Here is a 21,405-nt window from a genome sequence, read left to right on the forward strand (position 1 = left end):
AAGGCAGACCCATGGATTTTACCATCAACGAGATTCTCTGACCCTTTACGACAATTGATATGAACATGATCAGGCTAAAGACTCCCATCAGCTACTATGGCGGAAAACAGAAGCTTGCCGCCCGCATCGTCTCGCTCATACCGCGCCACACACTGTACTGCGAACCCTTCATCGGCGGTGCTGCCATCTTCTTTGCCAAGCGCCCCTCCAAGGTCGAGGTCATCAACGACACCAACGGCGAGCTGATCAACTTCTACCGGGTAGTCAAGGAAGGCTTTGCCGGACTGGAAGCCGAAATTAGAAACACCCTCCACAGCCGCGACCTGCACCACAAGGCATGGGTCGTTTACAACAATCCCGACATGTTTCCGGACATAAAACGGGCCTGGGCCGTGTGGGTACTCAGCTCCCAATCGTTCAGCAGTAAGCTCAACGGCAGTTGGGGGTTTGATGTAACCTCCAACACAACCACCAGAAAAATCAATACCAAAAGAGACGGATTTACCAAGGTATTTGCAACCCGACTGGAAGGGTGTCAGCTTGAATGCGCCGATGCGCTGTATGTCGTCGCCAGCAGGGATACCCCGGATAGTTTCTTCTATTGTGATCCGCCTTATTACAATTCTGACCTCGGCCATTACGATGGTTACAGCGAGCGGGATTATGAGGAATTGCTCTATCTACTCAGCAAGATAAAGGGTAAATTCCTGCTCTCATCCTATCCCTCGCCGCCACTTGAACGGTATACCAAACAACATGGATGGCAGAAATGGTCCGTCAGGCAGAAGGTCTCCGTCAATGCCAAAGGTGGCGACCAAAAGACCAAGACCGAAATGCTCGTGGCCAATTACCCCATCGGTGAGCAACTGACCGCTTTTGAAGAATCGCTAAATCCCGAAGTAGATGTATGAGTATCAAAAAATGGTAGTCGATCCGAATATGCTGTTCTACCACGGTACACACGTCTTCTTCGAACAGTTCGAAGATCACTACCGCGGCAGTAACACAGCTTGGGACAATACGGTGCACGGCTTTTTCTTTTCCAGCAAAAAAGAAAACGTCCTGATGTTCGGCGACACTGTCGTCACCGCGCACTTGGACATTAGAAATCCCCTCGACCTGCGTATCCATTCCATTTTCAACGAGGAAAGCCAGGCGTCCCTGATCTGGGAAATCGGAACGGGTGAAAAACTGGACAACCCCACAGCGCTACAGGCTTTGTATGATGAAATAAGTTTGGGAGAACTCGGCGAGATGCGCGACGCCCTGAATAACGAAGATGCCCACCAGATGATGGTCAAAGCGGGATATGATGGCATTATTTCCGACTTCGGTAAGAACGAACCGGAATATGTCGTTTTTAATGCCTCTCAAATTGATATCCTGTCTATCGACAGGCCATCGTCCATTGGACATAGCCGCTGACGATTCAATCCATTGCATCTACCAGCAAAAAGAAAAATACTCCATTCGAGAATCACACGGAGCTTTCGGAAATCCAACGGCGGTGGGAAAAGGTAAACCTTTACCGTCTCAATAATTCCTGCCGCCGCGCGACTGCGAACCTAACCACTCATCGAACAACCTTTCCCGTTTGCGACGTTTTGCAGCCTCCTGCGACCGTTTAACCACTCCCCAAAAGAACAGTGCCCACACCCCAAAACCCACGGCATAGGCCGGCCACGGATTGGACATGGACAACGCGGCAAGGAATGCCCCGGAGCCGATGATGCTTGTAATACACAGGTAAACGAATGTCTTCATAACAAGGTCTCCTTACATAAACAAATATAGTTAAAAATTACCTCAATTAATAACAATATTAACCTTTATTTGATGGATAAATCAACAGATAATCAGTCGTTTCAGAAAAAAGACTTGTTGAAAACTTCTGAAGAAATAGAGAAGGAAAAAGAAGAAAAATTGGTAAATTTAATTGTACAAATCATTGTAGAAGCTACCCTAAAGGAATACTATGAAAACTGCGATTAGATATTTACGTTTTAGTCAGATAGGACAAAGTAACGGATCAATTGAGCGTCAGGAATTATATACTGACCAATGGTTGAAAAATTCTGACGTCAAACTCATTGACTCTTTCATAGACCGGGGCCATAGTGCCAAGACATTTGACAGGCCGGATTTTGAAAAGCTCCAGAATTTCATTGCCAAGCACCATAAGCATGTTAACTACCTCGTTGTCGATCAACTGGATAGGTTCAGCCGAGATGCTGGTGAATCACTTAGTTACGTCAAAAAGTTACAGCAGAAGTTTAGCATACAGATTGTATCAGTTACGGAAGGTATTGTATTCGACTACGACACTCCCGGAAGCTTTTTCAGAGCCGGACTTCAACTTTTGCTAGCAGAAGAAGATAACATTAACAGGAGTATTAAGGTACGTGGTGGTATGTACACAGCAAAAGCCAAAGATGGGCGTTTTGTCCAAAGAATAGCACCATTTGGTTATCGCAAAGAAGGGGACGGAAAGGCGAGACACTTGGTAATAGTAGAAGAAGATGCAAAAATAATTCGTTATATTTTTGATGCCTATCTAAAGGATGTACCACTAAACATCATCAAACTAGAAGCCCGGAAAATGGGCCATAATAGAGGTGGTAACATGGCTATTGAAAGGATTTTGCAAAATCCTGCCTATGCCGCTTTAAATTATGTTAAGCCATTCAAGGAATATCCGGGAGGCCTGTTCCCTGCTAATCATGAGCCAATCATTGATCTCACTAGCTGGCAAATGGTTCAGTACAAAATGAAAAAGCCGCAAAAGAACCGGCTGAAGATAGATGATAGCCTTCCTTTAAGGGGTGTATTGAAATGTCATTGTGGGAATCCCGTATCTGGAGCCCCTTCGCGCGGAAAATCTGGGAAATACTTCTATTATTATAAGTGTCGTTTTTCGGGACATAATAATATCAGTGCAACCAACGCTCACAAACAGCTCTCCGGAGCTTTTGAGTTAATGAGTGTTCCGGAGCGTAGATTATCGGATATCCGGATTGGAACGGAAAAGGCCATTGAAAAGGAATTCACCGCCAATAAGCAGATATTACAAGATACGAAGAAGCAACTGGATGAAGAAAAAAGTAATCTTTTCGAACTGGAGGAAAAATGGATTAAAAACCATATTTCGAAAGAAACATATGATAGATGGTATGGCTTGTTTAACGAAAAGATCCTCGACCTCAATGCCAAGGTACAGCGGCTAAGCGGGAACACTAACTACGCTTCTCAGCTCATGAACAAGCATTTGCATCTTTTAACCGACATGAAATACGTTTATGAGACAGGAGGTACGTTAAAAAAGCAGGAACTTGTGAAAATGGTGTTCGACAGCAATTTGTACTATAAAAACAACATCTATCGAACACCTACCATGATAGATATTCTATCCCATAACCACCAGAAAATGAAACACTTAAATCTCCTGATTTTAGAAAAAAAAGAGGGACTTCAGAATGAAATCCCTCACAGCGGAGAGTGAGGGATTCGAACCCCCGGACCTGTGACAGTCAACGGTTTTCAAGACCGCCGCATTCGACCACTCTGCCAACTCTCCGCCGCAAAAGTACGAACTCTAGTACATTTTGCAAATTCAATTATGCTTTTTTTAGCAAGGCAAACATTATCAGGGAAATATAAATAATAGGCCATAAAACCGACTTACCTTTGCCCAAGGTTTGCCAGACCGGTTTGCCATGTCGCCCCGTTTTCCTATTTTCGAACCATCAAAAGTCAAACGGTTTGCGCAGTATCTATATAAAAGAAATCACCGCTTTTTTCGGCTCCTTGACCGGCTACCTGGCCATCGGGCTGTTTCTGTTGGCAACCGGCCTATTACTGTGGGTTTTTCCCGATACCAGTATTCTGGCCTATGGTTATGCATCGCTCGACGGTTTTTTCCGGCTAAGCCCATACTTGTTCATGTTCTTTATTCCCGCCATTACCATGCGCAGCATCGCAGGTGAGCGGGGTGAGGGTACGTGGCAACTGCTGCTTACGCGGCCCTTACCGATGCATCATATCGTTTTGGGTAAATTCTTGGGTAGCCTTACCATTGTGGTACTAGCGCTGATACCCACTGCGGTATACTACGTAGCCATATACCAACTGGCGATGCCGGTGGGCAACGTAGATACAGGGGCAATCATCGGCTCGTATATCGGCCTGTTTTTGTTGGGCGCTGTTTTCTGTGCCGTAGGTGTTTTCGCCTCGGCGCTTACGCGCAACGTCATCATCGCTTTCTTGGTGGCGCTGTTCGGTTGCTTTTTCCTTTTCTATGCCTTTGAGGCGGCAAGTGGATTGACGATGTTTTCCACAATGGCTTATTATATGGCATCGCTAGGTGTGCAATCGCATTTCGATGCCGTCAGCAGGGGAGTGATCGACAGCCGCGATCTCGTTTACTTCGCGAGCGTAATATTTATCTTTCTAATGGTGGCGTATTTCTGGCTATTGCGCGATCGATGGCAGGTGAAAGCGATGGCGTTGCGCGGTCTGGTAATGGTCGCTGGCATGATGGTTATAAATCTATTTGCCTCCTGGTTCTTCGGAAGAATAGACCTCACTGCCGACAAACGGTTTACGCTATCGCCCGTTGCCATTGCAACGGTAAAAGAGCTTCCTGCTCCGCTCCATGTCACCGTCCTACTGGATGGTGATTTGCCGGCGGGCTTCGAACGGCTGAAACGTGCTACCGTCGATATGCTTAAAGATATACAAGGTTATTCTTCTGGCATGTTGAGCTTTGCCATCGTCGACCCGTTGGATGGTACCTTACAGGAGCAACGTGAAAACACCGAAGCGCTTGCCCAGCACGGCATCATGCCGACGAACCTGAGTGTGCGTACAGACGCCGGACTTTCGCAACAGCTCGTATATCCGGCTGTATTGGTAACGGCAGGAGATACCGATGTCCCCGTCAGCTTGCTGCAAAACCGGATGAACCAGTCGCACGAAGCGGCATTGAATAATTCCATCCAGAACCTGGAATATGCGTTGGTTTCGGCTATCCGTAAAGTGGCCGGCGGGGGTAGGCCACTTATTGGTTTTACCGAAGGTCATGGTGAGCCCGGCAATCTAGCTTTATACGATGCCATCCAAAGTCTGATGAGTGGTTATGAGGTAGGTTTTGTCAATCTGGACAGCATTTCCATGGATGGATTGGATAAGCTGGGGGTACTCATCGTCGCCAAACCAACCAAGCCGTTTTCAGAGAAGGAAAAATACAAAATCAACCATTACGTGATGGGCGGGGGAAGCGTGATCTGGGCCATTGACCAGTTGGATGCGCACCTGGATAGTTTGCGATCAGGTGGGCAACAGACCGCGGTTGCACGGCATCTCCAGCTTGACGATTTGTTGTTTACTTATGGGATACGGTTTAATTATGATCTTATTGCCGATATGAACAGTGCCAAGATACCGCTCACCGTAGGCGGTACAACGAATCAAGCCATCGAACTGGTCTCTTGGCCATTCTACCCTGTTTTTGTGCCCAATGACAACCAGCCTATCGTCCGGAACCTCGATGGTATCCGTAGTGAATTTGCGGGTACACTGGATACCATTGCCGTACCGGGTGTACATAAGACCATACTGCTTACTTCTTCGCCTTTTTCGCGTATATTGCCCGTGCCCGCAACATTATCATTGCAGATGGCAGCCGAGCAGCCCGATGCAGGGTCGTTTGGTAGTCAAAAGCATACAGTGGCGGCTTTGTTAGCGGGCAGGTTCCCTTCCGTCTTTGCCGATCGTCCGGTGCCTACAGGGATTCCGGTCGACGGAACCACACCGCGGCGAGGCAAGCCCGCCAAGATGATCGCCATTGCTGATGGCGATGTGTTCAGCGGGCAAATCAACCCAACCGACGGATCACCTTATCCGCTCGGATGGGATCGATATACCGAGCAGCAATATGGCAATAAGGCATTTCTTCTGAACGCGGTTGATTACCTCACCGGCGATGGCGCCATCATCGACCTGCGCGCCAAAGAATTGAAATTGCGTGTATTGAATGGCGTTAAAGTTCAAGAGGAGCGTGTGTTTTGGCAGTGGATTAACGTGGCTCTCCCGTGCGGATTGCTGTTATTGGTGGCCATAGGGCAACATCAGGTGCGTAAACGGAAGTATTTATAGTTTATATATTCTAACAATTTTAACTAAATTTGCAGCGGAAAATGGATGCGCCAATAGCTCAGCTGGATAGAGCAACGGTTTTCTAAACCGTCGGTCTCAGGTTCGAATCCTGATTGGCGTACCACCGAGCCTCTTGATGTTGAATTGAGGGGCTTTTTTGTTAACGGTTGGCGATCGATGTAATCGTCCCCATGGCATAGTAGGAATTTTATGGTAACTGAAAAACACTCGGTTGGTGTAATAGGAAGCGGAAGCTGGGCAACGGCGATGGTGAAGATGCTAGGTGATAACGATGAGGATAAATCCATCCATTGGTGGGTCCGCAACCGGCAAACGGCCGACTATATTCGTACGTATAAGCACAATCCTAACTACCTGAGTGCAGTCACCGTTAAAATTCCCAAACGTCATATCCACGTCGATACGCACTCGGTGGTGGAACATGCCAATATCTTGATATTGAATACACCGGCGGCGTTTTTGAAGGATGCCTTACGCGATATCACGCCGGAGATGCTACGCGGCAAGATCATTGTCTCTGCCATCAAAGGCATTGTACCCGATGAAAACCAGATAGTGGGCGACTACCTCCAAGAACAACTTGATATACCGATCGATAACATCGTCGTGATCGGCGGTCCCTGCCACGCGGAGGAGGTATCGCTCGAAAAACTTTCGTATCTCACCGTGGCGTCGCAAAACGTCGATGCTGCGACGGACATCGCGACTTTGATTGGGACCCGTTATATCAAAACGAATGTTTCTGACGATATCTATGGCACGGAATACGCCGCTGTGCTTAAGAATATCTATGCCGTGGCCGGTGGCATATGCCGCGGTATTGGGTTCGGCGATAATTTCCAGGCGGTATTGGTATCGAACGCTTTGCGTGAAATGGCGCACTTTGTTAATACGGTACACCCCATCGCCCGTGATATCAAGGAATCGGCCTATTTGGGTGATTTGTTGGTAACCGCATATTCACAATTCAGCCGGAATCGTACCTTTGGAAATATGGTTGGAAAAGGATATTCCGTTAAATCAGCCCAATTGGAAATGAATATGGTTGCAGAAGGTTATTACGCGTCTTATTGCATCGAACAGATTTGCCGTAAGCACGCGATCGATCTACCCATCTGCCATGCGGTGTATCGCGTGCTGTATGAGCAGCAGCAACCGATAACTGAAATGAAGCTATTAGCCGACAAATTAACTTGATTAAACCATGACGTACTCACTAACCAACCCCGTTACCTGGACCCGTATCCTGATAATGGCTTTTGTAAGCGTTGCATTTGCATCATGCAGCGTACCCAACGATGGAACGCAACCCGCTCTCTACGAACATGCAGCGGTGGTGACGGCACATCCCGAGGCATCTGCCGTGGGTTTGCAGGTGCTGAAAGATGGGGGAAACGCCGTGGATGCAGCGGTTGCTGTGCAATTTGCGCTGGCCGTGGTGTATCCCAACGCCGGTAACATCGGAGGCGGTGGCTTTATGGTATACCGAAGCGCCGAAGGGGAGTTCGCCGCGCTCGATTTTCGTGAAGCTGCACCGAAAGCGGCAACGACCGATATGTACCTTGACGAGGAGGGCAATCCGATCGTTGACCTGAGCCTACGTGGCCAATTGGCCTCGGGTGTGCCGGGTTCTGTCGACGGAATGGTGAAAGCGCATGACCGTTATGGAAAACTGGACTGGGCTACCTTGTTGGCACCCGCTATCCGCTTGGCCGAACAGGGGTTTGTCATTACGGAAATGCAGGCGGACGAGCTCAACCGTAGGAAGGAAAACTTCGAAAAGTACAATCCGGAGGGTACCGCTTTTGTAAAAGCGGCGGAATGGGTGGCCGGCGATACGTTGGTACAGCCCGAATTGGCATATACGCTGACATTGATAAGCCAACAGGGAAGGGCTGGCTTTTATGAAGGTGAGACAGCTGACCGCATCGTAGCCGAAATGACCGCCGGCAACGGCATCATCAGCCACGACGACCTGAAAGATTACGAGGCGAAGTGGCGCAATCCGGTAGTTTCGACGTACAGGGGGTATCGTGTGGTGTCTATGCCCCCGCCATCCAGTGGCGGCATCGCCCTGATATCCATGTTAAAATCGGTAGAAGCCTATCCACTCGCGCAGTGGGGGTTCCAGCGCGATTCCACCATGCGCGTGATGATCGAGGCCGAACGCCGCGTGTATGCCGACCGGGCGACACACTTGGGCGACCCTGATTATTATGATGTACCGCGCGAGATGCTCATCGATTCGGCCTATAATGCTGATCGGATGCGCAATATAAATTTCCAGCATGCCTCATTTAGTAGTGACATTTACGCGGGTGAAATACCGCGGACAGAAAGCGAAGAAACCACCCACTTTTCCATCGTGGACGAACATGGCAATGCCGTCGCGATTACAACGACAATCAATGGCTCATACGGTTCGCAAGTGGTCGTGGCGGGCGCAGGGTTTCTGTTGAACAATGAAATGGATGATTTCTCGGTAAAGCCGGGGGCACCAAATATGTTTGGGTTAACGGGTGGTGAAGCGAACGCCATCGAACCGGGAAAGCGGATGCTGAGCTCCATGACCCCCACCATCCTTGAGAAAGATGGCGGGTTGTTTATGGTCGTGGGGACGCCGGGTGGGTCGACAATCATCACATCCGTATTCCAGACCATTCTGAATGTGGTGGACTTCGGGATGGATATGCAGGAAGCCGTGTCGGCCCCGAGGTTCCACCACCAATGGCTACCCGCCGAAGTGGCGGTGGAAAAGGACGCTATCAGCAAACCGGTGCGCCACGCATTGTCAACGACGGGCTATAAATTGGTTAATAGGCGTGCCATCGGTCGCGTGGATGCCATTCTCGTATTGCCAGACGGTAAGTTGCAGGGCGGAGCGGATCCCCGTGGCGACGATGTGGCGGTGGGTTACTAGGAATGAAGCATGACAGCGATGGATAAACAAACGATAGCAGCACAATACCAGGCCATACAAGACGAAATATGCAGCGGGTTGGAAGCCTTGGATGGAGGGGCATCCTTTGCCGAGGAACTGTGGCAGCGTGATGGTGGCGGAGGGGGGCGCACCCGCATCATCCAACAAGGAAACGTAATCGAACGTGGGGGCGTAAATTTTTCTGCCGTACATGGTGTGTTGCCCGAACCGGTGAAGAAGGCATTTCAGGTGGATGATGAGCAGTTTTTTGCGACGGGTGTATCTATTGTTATTCACCCGAACAATCCATTCGTTCCTATTATCCATATGAATATCCGGTATTTCGAATTGAATGATCATGTACGCTGGTTCGGGGGAGGGATCGACCTTACACCGCATTATATTCAATTGGATGATGCCTCCTTCTTCCACGGATCGCTGAAGGCGGTCTGTGACCAGTACAGCCCGACCTTTTATCCTGAGTTTAAAGCCCATGCGGACCGCTATTTCTATATCAAACATCGCCAGGAAACCCGCGGCATAGGCGGCGTTTTTTATGATCGGCTTACTCCCGATAAAACAGGCATATCGTGGTCGGATATTCTTGGGTTTTCATGCGCCCTGGGCAAAAATTTTGTGCCAATTTATTCGGAATTGGTAAACAGGAACCGCCATAAATCATTTACCGATCAACAACAGCAATGGCAGTACCTGAGACGGGGACGATACGTGGAATTCAATCTCGTTTACGACGCGGGAACGAAGTTCGGATTGGAAACAAATGGCCGTATCGAATCCATTTTGATGAGCTTGCCGCCGCAAGCACAGTGGGCGTACGACTTCAAGCCGGCGCCGGACAGTGAGGAGGCCTTTACCCTTTCCATGCTCAAGCAAGGCGTGGATTGGTTAGCACATTGAGCATATATCATAGCAAATAACGAATGGTTTCTTTCGATCGATTTACGCTGGCCAACGGCTTACGCGTTATAGTACATCAGGACAACGCTACACCCATGGCCGTGGTCAATATACTGTATGATGTGGGTGCACGCGATGAAGACCCCTCCAAGACGGGGTTTGCACATCTTTTTGAGCACTTGATGTTCGGTGGTTCGGTGAATATCCCTCATTTCGACGGGCCTTCCCAAGCTGCCGGGGCGCAGAATAACGCCTTTACCAGCAACGATATCACCAACTATTACATCACCCTGCCGGCGGCGAACCTAGAGACCGCTTTTTGGTTGGAAAGCGACCGGATGCTATCGCTCGCATTCAGTGAGAAGAGCCTCGAAGTGCAACGGAATGTGGTGTGTGAGGAATTTAAACAGCGTTACCTTAACCAACCATATGGCGATGTTTGGCTGCGACTGCGACCCATGGCCTACCAGGTGCATCCGTATCGATGGGCAACGATCGGCAAAGAACTTACCCACATCGAAGAAGCTAAAATGGATGATGTAAAGGAGTTTTTTGCTACCTATTATACCCCCTCAAATGCATGCCTTGTTGTGGCGGGAAATGTGGAAACAAGCCAGGTAAAGGCACTCGCCGAAAAATGGTTTGGTGATATACCCGCAGGCCGGAAGCCCTTGCGCGAGCTTCCACCGGAACCCGAACAGTTAGCGGCACGTCGGGAAGTGGTATATGCCGACGTGCCACAAAACTCCATTTACATCGCGTTCCATAGCCCCGCCCGCAATGATGCAGGCTATTATGCCGTCGACCTGATCACGGACTTACTCTCCCAAGGGCCTTCGTCGCGCTTGTACCGCCGCTTGGTGAAGGAGAATGAGTTGTTTAGTGAAGTGAATGCATACCAAATGGGGAGCCTCGATCCAGGGTTGGTTGTTGTCGAAGGGAAACCGCTGCCGAATGTCTCCATAGATCGCGCGGAACAAGCGATATGGGAGCAATTGGAGCAGCTTTGCGCCAGCCCGGTTGAACCCTATGAACTGGAGAAAGTGAAGAATAAGATAGAATCAACCATGGTTTTTGCCGAGATGGCTATATTAGAGAAGGCCATGAACTTGGCTTACTTTGAGCTGTTGGGCGATGCCGACCGTTTCAACCACGAAACGGAGCGGTATCTCGCCGTTACCGCGGCCGATATCCTACAACAAGCCCAAACACTGTTTAGGAAAGAAAATTCATCCACGCTGATTTATTTAAGTAATGTCGATGCTCAATAGAACGATACCACCCGCGCATTTCGCCACAACTCGGTTTGATTTAATCAAACCCACCCGGTTAACCTTCGCCAATGGTTTGCAGGTCTTCATTTTTAATGCGGGCGACCAAGAACTCGTGCGGATCGAATGGATGGTGGATAATGTCTTTCAGGCCGAAAACCGAGCCCTTTTGAATACATGCGTATGTGACATGCTGTTGGAAGGTACTTCTGCCCATAGCAGCGCGCAGCTCGCGGAACAAGTGGATTTCCACGGCGCTTTCCTAGTGCCGTCGTTTGGGTATGACCAATCGTCGCTCACGTTGTTTTCGCTCAATAGGCACCTGCCTTCTCTGCTGCCGTTGGTGCATGAAATCCTCACCGACTCTATTTTCCCCGATAGAGAATTGGCAACGTATATCCGCAACAACTCCCAAAAACTACAGGTATCGCTCAAGAAGAATAGCTTCGTGGCACGACGGCAGTTCAATCGTGCTGTGTTCGGAGAAACCCGTTATGGATATACACCAGACGTTTCTGATTATGAGCGCATTGTACAGGATGATTTGCGATCGTTGTTTAGCAGGCAATATCGGCCGGAAAAGGCCATGTTGGTGGTGTCTGGGAAGGTGACGGATGAAGTAATCCGCATATTGGAACAGCTCTTCGGTGGTGGATGGCAAAACGATGGGGACATCATGCCGCACGATGTACCTCCTGTCTTCGCCCCGGTCGCGGCGACGGAGCCCATCGTAGTAGAACGGGCAGATGCATTACAGTCGGCGATTAGGCTCGGTGGGCCAAGCATTCGACGCTCGCACCCGGATTTTCCGGGATTGCAGGTGGTCAATACACTGCTAGGCGGCTATTTTGGCTCGCGGCTGATGGCTAACATCCGCGAGGACAAAGGTTACACCTATAACATTGGCTCAGGTTTGGCGTCGTTAAAACACGGAGCATTCTTTACCATAGCGTCGGAAGTGGGCGTGGAGGTGACGGAAGCGACCTTGCTGGAGATACAAAAGGAGATCCGGCGGCTCTGCGATGAGCCGGTAACCGAAGCGGAATTGGCCTTGGTGCGCAACTATATGATGGGAACCATGCTCGGAAGCTTAGAGAATGTGTTCTCACATGCGGATAAATTCAAGAATGTCTATTTTTCGGGCCTCGGTTTGGATTATTATGATTATTATACGGATACCGTAAATTCGATTACCCAAGAAGAAGTGCAGCGACTGGCCAATACCTACTTGGATTACGACCAAATGGTGAAGGTTGTTGTGGGGAAAACGGCTGACAGAATTAACAATTGACCATTAACCATTAAGAATTACTCTTAAGCACCTCAAATAAGGCTTTCCCCTTCAGGAGGCATTCATTGTATTCTTTTTCGGGATCGGCGCTGTCTGTGATGGCCCCGCCTGTATGGAACGACAAATATCCATTTTCGGCATTGTACAAAAGCGTGCGTATCACCACGCTGAAATCGTAATTTCCCTGTGGACTGAAGTAGCCTAGCGCCCCGGAATACACACTACGACGGCTGTTTTCATACCGATCGATCAACTTCATCGCGCTGATTTTGGGTGCACCGGTCATCGAGCCGGGTGGGAAGGTGTTCTGCAGCGTTTCCACGATGCCCACATCGGGGCGTATTTCACAGGTAACGGTAGAAATCAGTTGATGCACCTGCTTAAAGCTGTGGATCTGCAATAGTTGCTCGGCCCGTACAGTACCCGGCGAAGCGCTTCGCGTAAGGTCGTTGCGCACCAAATCAACAATCATGATGTTTTCACTGATTTCTTTGGGATTGGTGGCCAAGTTGGCCTTTATCCGTTCATCTTCGATCGCATCCTTGCCGCGTGGTGCGGTACCCTTGATGGGTTGCGACAGGAGCATATTGCCATTCTTCGATAGGAAACGCTCAGGCGAGGCCGATAGGATATAGTGATCCCCGAATTTAAAAAAACAGGAGAAAGGAGTAGGCGATACCTCGTTGAGCCGGCGGTACGCCGCGAGCGGATTGAGGTGTGCTTTTTCTGCGTAAAACTCCTGGCAGAGGTTTACCTCATACGCATCACCTTGACGGATGTGACGCTGTAGGTCGGCAAACGCGGCAAAATATGCCGATTTGTTCATGCGGTATTTCAATCGCCCTTCGAACCCGGGCGACTCTTCCACCAGCGGAGTGGCGTTAATCTGGTCGACAATGTCCCGGGGATGGCGGCCTTGGATTTCGGCGTTGAACTGACCGATTAGCAACGTGTATTCCGGTACGAAAAAATAGGCATCGGGAAATCCCGTGCGGTTGGGATGCTGGGAGTCGAGTTCCTCCAGCTCATTCTTTAAATCATAACCCAAATACCCCGGGATCCATGTGTTCGGATAGCCATCCACAAATTGCTGCAGGGCGGCAAAAGTATCTTCGCCATCCGACACAAAAAAAGCACTTGCACCAACGGCAATAAACACGTTGATGTTTCCGTGGTTATCGCGATAGCCATTGGAGTCTAGGTAGCAGACATGTTCAAATTGCGCCGCCCATTGCAGTGCTCTTTGGATAAATGTCTCACTATCGTCCAAGTGGTATGCTAAGGATACCATGAGGGTGTTAACTCAATACCAGCGTCTGTTTTCGATCCGGACCCACCGAGAGGTAGCGTATCGGTACGCCAAGGTGACGTTCCAGATAGGCAATATAATCTAGAAGCGTTTGCGGTATCTCATCGGTTTTCGTAATGTGGCATAGGTCTTCATTCCAGCCAGGCAACGCCTCATATACCGGCTCGGGTGGTACACTGATGATGTCGTACGGCATATAATCGATTTTTTCGCCATTTTGGATGTAATGGGTACAAACGTATATGGTGTCGAAACCACTCAATACGTCGGCTTTGGTCATCACCAATTCCGTAACCCCATTGAGCATAATTGCGTATTTTAGCGCCGGCAGGTCAATCCATCCCGTACGGCGCGCGCGTCCGGTAGTTGCACCGAATTCATGGCCCAATTGGCGGAGCTTTTCGCCGGTCTCATTTTCGAGCTCGGTAGGGAAGGGGCCGCCACCTACTCGCGTGCAGTAGGCTTTAAAGATGCCGATAACCGCCCCTATCTTAGCCGGCGAAATACCCAAGCCTGTACAGGCACCGGCTGTCGTGGTGTTGGAAGAAGTGACAAACGGGTAGGAGCCGAAATCAATATCCAACAAGGTGCCCTGTGCGCCTTCCGCAAGGATGCTTTTTCCTTCGCTGAGATACCCGTTTACCAAGTGTTCACTATCTACATGTGGAATGGTCTTGAGGAATTCAACAGCTTCCAGAAATGCTTGTTCACGCTCGTTGAAGTCAGGAATATCTCCGTAATGGGAAAGGATGGACTTATGTTTTTCGACCAAACGTTGGTAGCGATCCATGAAATCAGGCAAGGTGGTGTCGCCCACGCGTAGGCCATTCCGTCCCGTCTTGTCCATATACGTAGGGCCGATGCCCTTGAGGGTAGAACCGATCTTGCCGGCCCCCATTTTACTTTCCGATGCGGCGTCAAGCAATTGATGCGTAGGCAGAATCAGGTGCGCCTTGCGGGCTACCACCAGTTTGCCGTCCGCTACCGGATCGAAACCGTTTTTCTTGAGCGTGTCGAGTTCCCGCTTCAGGATAATCGGATCGATAACCACTCCATTGCCGATGAGGTTGAGCGTGCCTTTATTGAAAATGCCTGAAGGGATGGTGTTCAATACATATTTTTGGTTATCAAATTCCAGGGTATGGCCCGCGTTCGGCCCGCCTTGGAATCGGGCGATCATGTCGTATTTCGGACAAAGTACATCTACAATTTTGCCTTTCCCCTCGTCGCCCCATTGCAGGCCTAGAAGCACATCAACTTGCATAGTGTTTATCAGCGTTGAAAATTAAAAACATAAACGAATGAAATGGTCGGCATTAATACGCCATTGTGCGGTCGTAAGCATACCAAACTTGGGGCAAATCTAACATTATTTTGAAATTCTAGCCGCCTTAAATCAAAAAGGGGGGATCGGACACCTAATTGCTCTCCACCAACTCATTTCTTTTGGCCGCAGGCAATGGCGAGCCGCCGGCTCTTTTCTCCGAACAATCGCTGCAGACACCATATAGATTCAGTGAGTGGTGCTTGATTTCGAATTTCAGGAGTTCACCGACCATGCTTTGGATTTGGTGGATGCGTGGATCGCAGAACTCCACGACCTTACCACATTCGATACAAATGATGTGGTCGTGTTGTTTGTATCCGTAAGATTTCTCAAACTGGGCCATGTTCTTGCCAAACTGGTGTTTGGTCACCAAATCGCACGAAACCAACAGTTCCAAAGTATTGTATACCGTAGCGCGGCTTACACGGTATTTTTTGTTTTTCATGTGGATGTAAAGCGATTCTACATCAAAATGATCATTCCTGGAATAGATCTCTTCAAGAATAGCGTAACGCTCAGGCGTCTTGCGTAGACTTTTGTTTTCCAGGTACGCTTCGAAAATTTTTTTTACCGTTTGGTAATTTTCCGTTTGAGTCATCATCCGAAAGTTAAGTCTACAAATTTACACAATATCGCATTGATATACAAACGCGGGAAACGTATCAACTATTCGAGTCAAAGCGAGTGATCCCCGTAATTCCCTTGATCTGTGCGAGGTGTTTAATGAGGTTTTCCAAGTGTGCCGTATCGTTGACGAAAATCATAATGGATCCTTCAAAAATACCCTCATTGCTCGAGATGGTGATGGAACGTATGTTCACCTTGAAATCGTCGGATATCACCTTAGTGATTTTATTGACCAGTCCAACATCGTCTATGCCTACAATGCGCAAGCCGGTGAGGAAGGCGAGCTCCTTCTGCGAGGTCCATTTGGCCTTGACGATGCGGTAGCCGTAGTTCGCCATCAGTTTGGCTGCATTGGGGCAGTTGGTGCGGTGTATCTTGATGCCGTCGTTGATGGTGATGAAGCCAAACACATCATCGCCGGGTATAGGGTTACAGCATGGAGATAACGTATAATCAATTTTCTGCAAATCATCCCCGATCAGCAGCGTCTCGTACTCTTTTTTGTTGATTTTCTGAACCAGCCCACTGATATGTGAATCAAACTGCTGCCCGTTCTGGTGCTCGGCCGTTTTTTCGCTATGGGCAAAATCCTTGAGGTTTTTGATGTCTATCTCACCCTTTGCGACATTGTAGAACAAATCCTGTGACGAAGGGAATTTGAAAAACATCGTCAATTTGTTGATGTTCTCTGTATTGTAGGTGATTTTCAGTGATTTCAACTTGCGCTCAAGAATTTCCTTGCCGTCTTCCGCTACACGCCTTTTTTCTTCTTTAAGGGCCGATTTAATCTTCGACTTAGCTTTTGCGGTGACCACAAAGCTAAGCCAGTCTTCTTTAGGGGTCTGCTTGCTTGACGTGATAATCTCGACCTGGTCGCCGTTTTGCAAATGATGGCTCAAAGGCACCAGTTTATGGTTTACCTTGGCGCCAATACAGCTAGCGCCCAGATCGGAGTGGATTTCGAAGGCAAAGTCTAACGCAGTAGCGTTGTGGGGTAGTTGGATGAGCGCCCCTTTGGGTGTAAAGATGAAAATCTCATCCGAAAAAAGGTTCATCTTAAAATCGTCGAGGAAGTCCATGGCATTGGACTCGGGGTTGCTGAGTATCTCCCGTACCTTCTGTATCCATTGGTCCAACCCGCTATCCGAATTGGATTCCTTGTATTTCCAATGAGCGGCGAATCCCTTTTCGGCGATCTCGTTCATGCGGATAGTCCTTATCTGCACTTCTACCCATTGTCCTTTTGGCCCCATCACCGTGGTGTGCAACGACTCGTAGCCGTTCGCTTTGGGCGATGATACCCAATCGCGCAAGCGATCCGGATTGGGTCGATAGAGGTCGGTCACAATTGAATAGGCTTTCCAGCAATCCGCTTTCTCATTGTCTTGCTCGGAGTCTATGATGATTCGGATGGCAAACAGGTCGTATACCTCCTCGAATGGAATGGATTTCTTACGCATTTTATTCCATATCGAATAGATAGACTTCGGCCTTCCAAATACAGCCGCGTTGACCCCCTGTTCGTTGAGTATTTCCTTGATGGGCCCCACGAAATTATGGATAAAGCGCTCCCGTTCCGTTTTCTTTTCATTCAGCTTCTTGGCAATGAATTTATAGGTGTCCGGATCGGTATATTTCATCGAAAGGTCTTCCAACTCCGATTTAATGGCATACAGACCCAAACGGTGGGCGAGGGGTGCATATAAGTAGGAGGTTTCGGACGCAATTTTCAATTGTTTATCGCGGGGCATGAAGTCCATCGTACGCATGTTATGCAGCCTGTCGGCCAACTTGATCAGGATCACCCGGACATCATCAGCTAGGGTAAGCAGCATCTTACGGAAATTCTCTGCCTGTATAGAGCTATTGGGGTCGAATATGCCTGAAATCTTGGTCAGGCCATCGATGATTCGGGCAACCTTTTTGCCGAACTCGCGCTCCACATCTTCCAATGTAATATAAGTATCTTCCACCACGTCATGCAACAGCGCGCACACGATGGACGTCGTGCCCAAACCAATTTCTTCGGCCGCAATCTGCGCGACTGCGATGGGATGGTAAATATACGGCTCTCCCGATTTACGCCGCATGTCCTTATGGCTCTCCAGCGCCATGTCGAAAGCCCTCCGTATCATCTGCTTATCACCACGCTGCAACGTCGGCTTGCATGCACGTAGTAATGCGCGATACCGCTTGCGTATCTCTTTGCTTTCCGCTTCTAAATCAATCACCAATTCTTTCATACCATATCGCCTTGTTCTTTGTGCTTAAGAATTTCTATATTTGTATAGTGTATATGCGTAAATGTACGGATAATTATTGATATTGCATCATATGGCTTTCCTTCGATTGGTGTTTTTTGTAGCGCTGGCGTTGCTGGCGAGCGGGCTGTATGCGCAAGATAGCCTGTCGCACCAGCCCAAGGGCCAGCGTTCCCAACGGCACAGGGTGGCCACGACCGTGCTGGACGGCGAGCGGGTACCTTGGATGTTGATTCCGGAGGTAACCGTAACGCGCAGGAGGGTATTCAAGAGCCCCGAAGACAAGGCGCGCTACTTGCGGTTGCGCTATAACGTGATAAAGGTATTGCCCTACGCCAAATATGCGCAAGACAAATACCAGCAATTGTACCGCGATCTGGCTGTTACGGAAAACCGACGCGAACAAAAACGACTGGTCAAAGTGTGCGAGAAGGAAATCAAGGACATGTTTAACCGCGAAGTGAAGAATTTGACCATTTCGCAGGGCGAAATATTGATCAAACTGATCGACCGCCAAACGGGAAATTCGAGTTATGAAGTCGTCAAGGATTTACGTGGAGGTGTAACCGCTTTCTTCTACCAATCCATTGCCCGCGTTTTCGGGCACAACCTCAAAAATACATATAGCGCAGAAGAAGATTTCGAAATAGAAAACATCATACGGAGCCTGGAACGCCGCCCCGCTTATGGCTATTTTTAATATATGGATAGAAACAAACTGGATTTATTAGTCATTGCCGTGCATCCCGATGATGCCGAGCTGGGGTGTGGGGGGACCATCATCAAACACGTGAAAATGGGAAGGAAGGTGGGTATTGTAGACCTTACCCGCGGTGAATTGGGTACGCGCGGTACGGCCGAGTCGCGCGACGAAGAAGCCGCCGGGGCCGCCGAAATACTGGGCCTGTCCGCCCGTGAAAACCTCGGTTTGCGCGATGGCTTCTTTCGTAACGACGAACCTCATCAATTGGCGGTTATACAGGCCGTCCGTAAATACTGTCCCGACATCATCATTTCCAATGCATTGGTTGACCGCCATCCCGACCATGGCCGGGCGGGGGATCTGGTCAACGATGCCGTTTTCCTGGCTGGTCTGCGGAAGATAGAAACACGGGCGGGCGACGGCGAACCACAGCCACCCCATCGCCCCCGGTTGCTGCTGCAATTGATCCAAGACTATTATATTAAGCCCGATATTGCGGTAGATGTGACGGATCATTGGGCAGATAAAATCAGGGCTATCAAAGCCTACCGTTCGCAATTCCATAGTGAGGCATATGTGTCGGATGAACCGCAGACCTATATTTCAAAACCCGATTTCTTAGCATATATCGAGGGGCGGGCCATGGAATATGGCAAATACATCGGAACCAAATACGCAGAAGGGTTTACCTGCCGCCGGTTGCTCGGAGTAGACGATTTGTTTATGCTGAAATAGCGTTCTGCTAAACCGCAAAACTCTCCCCGCAGGCGCAGGTGCGCGAAGCATTGGGATTGTGGAACTCGAAGCCCTTCCCATTGAGACCGTCTGAATAGTCCAGCTCGGTTCCCGCCAGGTATAGGTACGATTTGATATCAAGGCATATCTTAATACCTTTGTCTTCAAATAACTGGTCGCCCTTTTTCTCCTCATTATCGAAGTTCAGACGATAGCTCAGTCCGGAACAACCGCCGCTCTCGACCGCAACGCGTATGAAATAGGTGTCGTCGTAATTTTCCCTGGCAAGGATGTCAAGGATACGTTGTTTTGCTTTTTCTGTTACCGTTACCATACCTGTACTCGTTAATCCATATAGTGGACATTCCCGTTAGATGCTGTCCGATGGTTTCCGAAAGAACGCCTGCGGTAAGCATGCGCTTCGACGGATATGCAAATATCGGAATATTTACGGAAAACGGTGGATGATTAAGTTTGGCGGATGTCAAATTAAAAAATTCTTCACTTAGTTTATGTACTTTTGCCCCATGACCACCAAACATCCTAACAAGAAACACGGCACATGGGAGCAATGGCTGATTTTCTTGGTTGGAGGTCGACAATTACCCTTGGAAACGCGGCTATTGAATTCGGTTTGCCTGATGGCTATATTCATCATGGTTTTCAATATCCCTTTCAATTATTTTTCCGGATTGAGAATCACTGCCTTCATATTCGCCATTTTTACGATGTTGGTGGGCGTAGCCTACTATTTAGGGCGATTTCGGCAACGGTTGATTCCGGGTATCATCGTGGCTTCGGGCGCGGGTGTTTTTTTGTTTTCAATTAACTATTTCTTTAGCGCGGGGATCAACGGTGCTTCCTTGCTGTCGTTTATGTTGGCATTTATCTTGGTCATTATCATGTCGCCAAAGAAGCTGTATGCGCTTTGGTTAGCCCTCTTTTTGCTGGCGGTGGTCGGGTTATTGGTTGTAGAATATCATTATCCCCGAATGATCATGGTTACCTATGCGAATAAAGAAGCGCAGTTTGTCGATATGGCCTTTGCATACGCTACGGGCATTTTTATCTGTTTTTTCAGTTTAGGTTACCTCAAGGAAGCCTATAACCGGGAAAAACGGTCAGCGGAGCAGAAATCGGTGGCGTTGGAAAAGATGAACGACGAAAAACTGAAATTGTTTTCGATCATTTCACATGATTTGCAAGCCCCCTTGTCGTCGTTGCACAGTTATATCCGATTGGTGGCCAGCGACCGCCTGACGACCAACGAGCGCAAACAAGTGGAGGGGGGACTGGCCAATGCGCTCCATGGTTCGCAGGAAATGCTATCCAATATGCTGGTATGGTCACAAAGCCAGCTGAGTGGATTCCGCTTGGTATTGGTACGTAATAATATACACCAGGTACTGAAGCCGGTTATCGATGTCCAAAAGATTTATGCGAACCAAAAAGATATTTCACTTGAAGCAGACATCGACGATTCCTTGCACGCGTTGGTAGACCGCGATATGTTGCAACTGATTATCCGCAACCTTTTGGCAAACGCCATTAAGTTCACCTTGCCCACAGGGCATATCCAGGTAACGGGTACGCGCCTTGGCACGGAGTTCGAACTCATGGTAGCGGATAACGGCATCGGCATCGACGAGGCACAGCAGGCAGAACTGTTTACGTTAAAAACCCGGTCTACATACGGCACGAATAATGAACGGGGCATCGGCCTCGGGTTGTTTCTATGCAATGAGTATGCACAGGCATTTAACGGATCGTTGACATTCGAAAGCGAAAAGGGAAGTGGTACGACGTTTCGTTTACGATTACCCGCCGTGAACTAATCTATGTATTCTAAAATCAACATATCCACTGCCC

General features: G+C 48.9%; 19 protein-coding genes and 2 tRNA genes. 14 read left to right on the forward strand and 7 right to left on the reverse strand.

Going from position 1 to position 21,405, the window contains the following annotated elements; all coding sequences use genetic code 11:
* Nucleotides 1-59: 59 nt before the first annotated feature.
* Nucleotides 60-911, forward strand: a complete 852-nt coding sequence (locus ACO1NT_RS02890; RefSeq protein ID WP_449046894.1) for a DNA adenine methylase — start codon at nt 60-62, stop codon at nt 909-911.
* Nucleotides 904-1,425 (forward strand): ADP-ribosyltransferase-containing protein, encoded by a 522-nt coding sequence (locus ACO1NT_RS02895; RefSeq protein WP_449046895.1) that lies wholly within the window; start codon nt 904-906, stop codon nt 1,423-1,425. Before ACO1NT_RS02890 ends, ACO1NT_RS02895 begins: the two co-directional genes overlap by 8 nt.
* Before the next feature lie 108 nt (nt 1,426-1,533).
* Here the strand turns inward: ACO1NT_RS02895 and ACO1NT_RS02900 are convergent, their stop codons facing one another.
* Nucleotides 1,534-1,764, reverse strand: coding sequence for a hypothetical protein (locus ACO1NT_RS02900; RefSeq protein WP_449046896.1), 231 nt, complete (start codon nt 1,762-1,764; stop codon nt 1,534-1,536).
* A 72-nt stretch (nt 1,765-1,836) separates the two neighbouring features.
* Here ACO1NT_RS02900 and ACO1NT_RS02905 point away from each other — a divergent pair, with 72 nt between their 5' ends.
* Complete coding sequence (locus tag ACO1NT_RS02905) at nt 1,837-1,992, forward strand: hypothetical protein (RefSeq protein WP_449046897.1); 156 nt, start codon at nt 1,837-1,839, stop codon at nt 1,990-1,992.
* Nucleotides 1,976-3,499 (forward strand): recombinase family protein, encoded by a 1,524-nt coding sequence (locus tag ACO1NT_RS02910; protein WP_449046898.1) that lies wholly within the window; start codon nt 1,976-1,978, stop codon nt 3,497-3,499. The genes ACO1NT_RS02905 and ACO1NT_RS02910 overlap by 17 nt, the downstream gene beginning before the upstream one ends.
* Here ACO1NT_RS02910 and ACO1NT_RS02915 read toward each other — a convergent pair.
* Nucleotides 3,490-3,574 (reverse strand) — tRNA-Ser (locus tag ACO1NT_RS02915). The genes ACO1NT_RS02910 and ACO1NT_RS02915 overlap by 10 nt on opposite strands.
* Before the next feature lie 185 nt (nt 3,575-3,759).
* Between ACO1NT_RS02915 and gldG the strand changes: the two genes are divergently transcribed.
* The 7 genes from gldG (at nt 3,760) to ACO1NT_RS02950 (ending at nt 12,574) form a co-directional block, all read left to right on the forward strand.
* Entirely contained in the window at nt 3,760-6,153 is a 2,394-nt protein-coding gene (gene gldG, locus ACO1NT_RS02920; RefSeq protein WP_449046899.1) for a gliding motility-associated ABC transporter substrate-binding protein GldG, read from the forward strand.
* Nucleotides 6,154-6,200: 47 nt separating this feature from the next.
* Nucleotides 6,201-6,277 (forward strand) — tRNA-Arg (locus ACO1NT_RS02925).
* An 86-nt stretch (nt 6,278-6,363) separates the two neighbouring features.
* Nucleotides 6,364-7,371 (forward strand): NAD(P)H-dependent glycerol-3-phosphate dehydrogenase, encoded by a 1,008-nt coding sequence (locus ACO1NT_RS02930; protein WP_449046900.1) that lies wholly within the window; start codon nt 6,364-6,366, stop codon nt 7,369-7,371.
* 7 nt (nt 7,372-7,378) lie between these two features.
* The gene (gene ggt, locus ACO1NT_RS02935) at nt 7,379-9,094 is read left to right on the forward strand and encodes a gamma-glutamyltransferase (protein WP_449046901.1); all 1,716 of its coding nucleotides are present in this window, start codon (nt 7,379-7,381) and stop codon (nt 9,092-9,094) included.
* 18 nt (nt 9,095-9,112) lie between these two features.
* Nucleotides 9,113-10,012 carry an oxygen-dependent coproporphyrinogen oxidase gene (gene hemF, locus ACO1NT_RS02940; protein ID WP_449046902.1) on the forward strand — a complete coding sequence of 300 codons (900 nt, stop codon included), beginning with the start codon at nt 9,113-9,115 and terminating at the stop codon, nt 10,010-10,012.
* 23 nt (nt 10,013-10,035) lie between these two features.
* Nucleotides 10,036-11,283 carry a M16 family metallopeptidase gene (locus ACO1NT_RS02945; protein ID WP_449046903.1) on the forward strand — a complete coding sequence of 416 codons (1,248 nt, stop codon included), beginning with the start codon at nt 10,036-10,038 and terminating at the stop codon, nt 11,281-11,283.
* On the forward strand, nt 11,273-12,574 hold the full coding sequence (locus ACO1NT_RS02950) for a M16 family metallopeptidase (protein WP_449046904.1): 1,302 nt from the start codon (nt 11,273-11,275) through the stop codon (nt 12,572-12,574). Before ACO1NT_RS02945 ends, ACO1NT_RS02950 begins: the two co-directional genes overlap by 11 nt.
* 10 nt (nt 12,575-12,584) lie before the next feature.
* Here ACO1NT_RS02950 and ACO1NT_RS02955 read toward each other — a convergent pair whose 3' ends face one another.
* From ACO1NT_RS02955 to ACO1NT_RS02970, 4 genes are all read right to left on the reverse strand, one after another.
* Complete coding sequence (locus ACO1NT_RS02955; protein ID WP_449046905.1) at nt 12,585-13,865, reverse strand: anthranilate synthase component I family protein; 1,281 nt, start codon at nt 13,863-13,865, stop codon at nt 12,585-12,587.
* Nucleotides 13,866-13,872: 7 nt separating this feature from the next.
* A complete protein-coding gene (locus ACO1NT_RS02960) occupies nt 13,873-15,147 on the reverse strand; it encodes an adenylosuccinate synthase (protein ID WP_449046906.1) in 1,275 nt (424 codons plus the stop codon).
* Nucleotides 15,148-15,301: 154 nt separating this feature from the next.
* Nucleotides 15,302-15,808 carry a Fur family transcriptional regulator gene (locus ACO1NT_RS02965; protein WP_449046916.1) on the reverse strand — a complete coding sequence of 169 codons (507 nt, stop codon included), beginning with the start codon at nt 15,806-15,808 and terminating at the stop codon, nt 15,302-15,304.
* 64 nt (nt 15,809-15,872) lie between these two features.
* Nucleotides 15,873-18,080, reverse strand: a complete 2,208-nt coding sequence (locus ACO1NT_RS02970; protein ID WP_449046907.1) for a RelA/SpoT family protein — start codon at nt 18,078-18,080, stop codon at nt 15,873-15,875.
* A gap of 91 nt (nt 18,081-18,171) precedes the next feature.
* On the opposite strand from ACO1NT_RS02970, the gene ACO1NT_RS02975 reads away from it, so the two are divergent.
* Together ACO1NT_RS02975 and bshB1 are read left to right on the forward strand one after the other, a co-directional pair.
* The gene (locus tag ACO1NT_RS02975; protein WP_449046908.1) at nt 18,172-18,798 is read left to right on the forward strand and encodes a DUF4294 domain-containing protein; all 627 of its coding nucleotides are present in this window, start codon (nt 18,172-18,174) and stop codon (nt 18,796-18,798) included.
* Between the two features lie 3 nt (nt 18,799-18,801).
* Nucleotides 18,802-19,536 (forward strand): bacillithiol biosynthesis deacetylase BshB1, encoded by a 735-nt coding sequence (gene bshB1 / locus ACO1NT_RS02980; RefSeq protein WP_449046909.1) that lies wholly within the window; start codon nt 18,802-18,804, stop codon nt 19,534-19,536.
* Nucleotides 19,537-19,543: 7 nt separating this feature from the next.
* Here bshB1 and ACO1NT_RS02985 read toward each other — a convergent pair whose 3' ends face one another.
* Nucleotides 19,544-19,870: a HesB/IscA family protein gene (locus ACO1NT_RS02985; RefSeq protein WP_449046910.1), complete on the reverse strand. Its 327-nt coding sequence runs from the start codon at nt 19,868-19,870 to the stop codon at nt 19,544-19,546.
* Nucleotides 19,871-20,063: 193 nt separating this feature from the next.
* Between ACO1NT_RS02985 and ACO1NT_RS02990 the strand changes: the two genes are divergently transcribed.
* Nucleotides 20,064-21,371, forward strand: a complete 1,308-nt coding sequence (locus ACO1NT_RS02990; protein WP_449046911.1) for an ATP-binding protein — start codon at nt 20,064-20,066, stop codon at nt 21,369-21,371.
* Nucleotides 21,372-21,405: the final 34 nt, after the last annotated feature.

Source organism: Parapedobacter sp., from assembly GCF_053550995.1.

Bases quoted from the DNA above. Each gene is read 5' to 3' on its own strand.
- ACO1NT_RS02890 (WP_449046894.1), top strand. From the start codon at position 60: ATGAACATGATCAGGCTAAAGACTCCCATCAGCTACTATGGCGGAAAA.
- ACO1NT_RS02895 (WP_449046895.1), top strand. From the start codon at position 904: ATGTATGAGTATCAAAAAATGGTAGTCGATCCGAATATGCTGTTCTAC.
- ACO1NT_RS02900 (WP_449046896.1), bottom strand. From the start codon at position 1,764: ATGAAGACATTCGTTTACCTGTGTATTACAAGCATCATCGGCTCCGGG.
- ACO1NT_RS02905 (WP_449046897.1), top strand. From the start codon at position 1,837: ATGGATAAATCAACAGATAATCAGTCGTTTCAGAAAAAAGACTTGTTG.
- ACO1NT_RS02910 (WP_449046898.1), top strand. From the start codon at position 1,976: ATGAAAACTGCGATTAGATATTTACGTTTTAGTCAGATAGGACAAAGT.
- ACO1NT_RS02930 (WP_449046900.1), top strand. From the start codon at position 6,364: ATGGTAACTGAAAAACACTCGGTTGGTGTAATAGGAAGCGGAAGCTGG.
- ggt (WP_449046901.1), top strand. From the start codon at position 7,379: ATGACGTACTCACTAACCAACCCCGTTACCTGGACCCGTATCCTGATA.
- hemF (WP_449046902.1), top strand. From the start codon at position 9,113: ATGGATAAACAAACGATAGCAGCACAATACCAGGCCATACAAGACGAA.
- ACO1NT_RS02945 (WP_449046903.1), top strand. From the start codon at position 10,036: ATGGTTTCTTTCGATCGATTTACGCTGGCCAACGGCTTACGCGTTATA.
- ACO1NT_RS02950 (WP_449046904.1), top strand. From the start codon at position 11,273: ATGCTCAATAGAACGATACCACCCGCGCATTTCGCCACAACTCGGTTT.
- ACO1NT_RS02955 (WP_449046905.1), bottom strand. From the start codon at position 13,865: ATGGTATCCTTAGCATACCACTTGGACGATAGTGAGACATTTATCCAA.
- ACO1NT_RS02960 (WP_449046906.1), bottom strand. From the start codon at position 15,147: ATGCAAGTTGATGTGCTTCTAGGCCTGCAATGGGGCGACGAGGGGAAA.
- ACO1NT_RS02965 (WP_449046916.1), bottom strand. From the start codon at position 15,808: ATGACTCAAACGGAAAATTACCAAACGGTAAAAAAAATTTTCGAAGCG.
- ACO1NT_RS02970 (WP_449046907.1), bottom strand. From the start codon at position 18,080: ATGAAAGAATTGGTGATTGATTTAGAAGCGGAAAGCAAAGAGATACGC.
- ACO1NT_RS02975 (WP_449046908.1), top strand. From the start codon at position 18,172: ATGGCTTTCCTTCGATTGGTGTTTTTTGTAGCGCTGGCGTTGCTGGCG.
- bshB1 (WP_449046909.1), top strand. From the start codon at position 18,802: ATGGATAGAAACAAACTGGATTTATTAGTCATTGCCGTGCATCCCGAT.
- ACO1NT_RS02985 (WP_449046910.1), bottom strand. From the start codon at position 19,870: ATGGTAACGGTAACAGAAAAAGCAAAACAACGTATCCTTGACATCCTT.
- ACO1NT_RS02990 (WP_449046911.1), top strand. From the start codon at position 20,064: ATGACCACCAAACATCCTAACAAGAAACACGGCACATGGGAGCAATGG.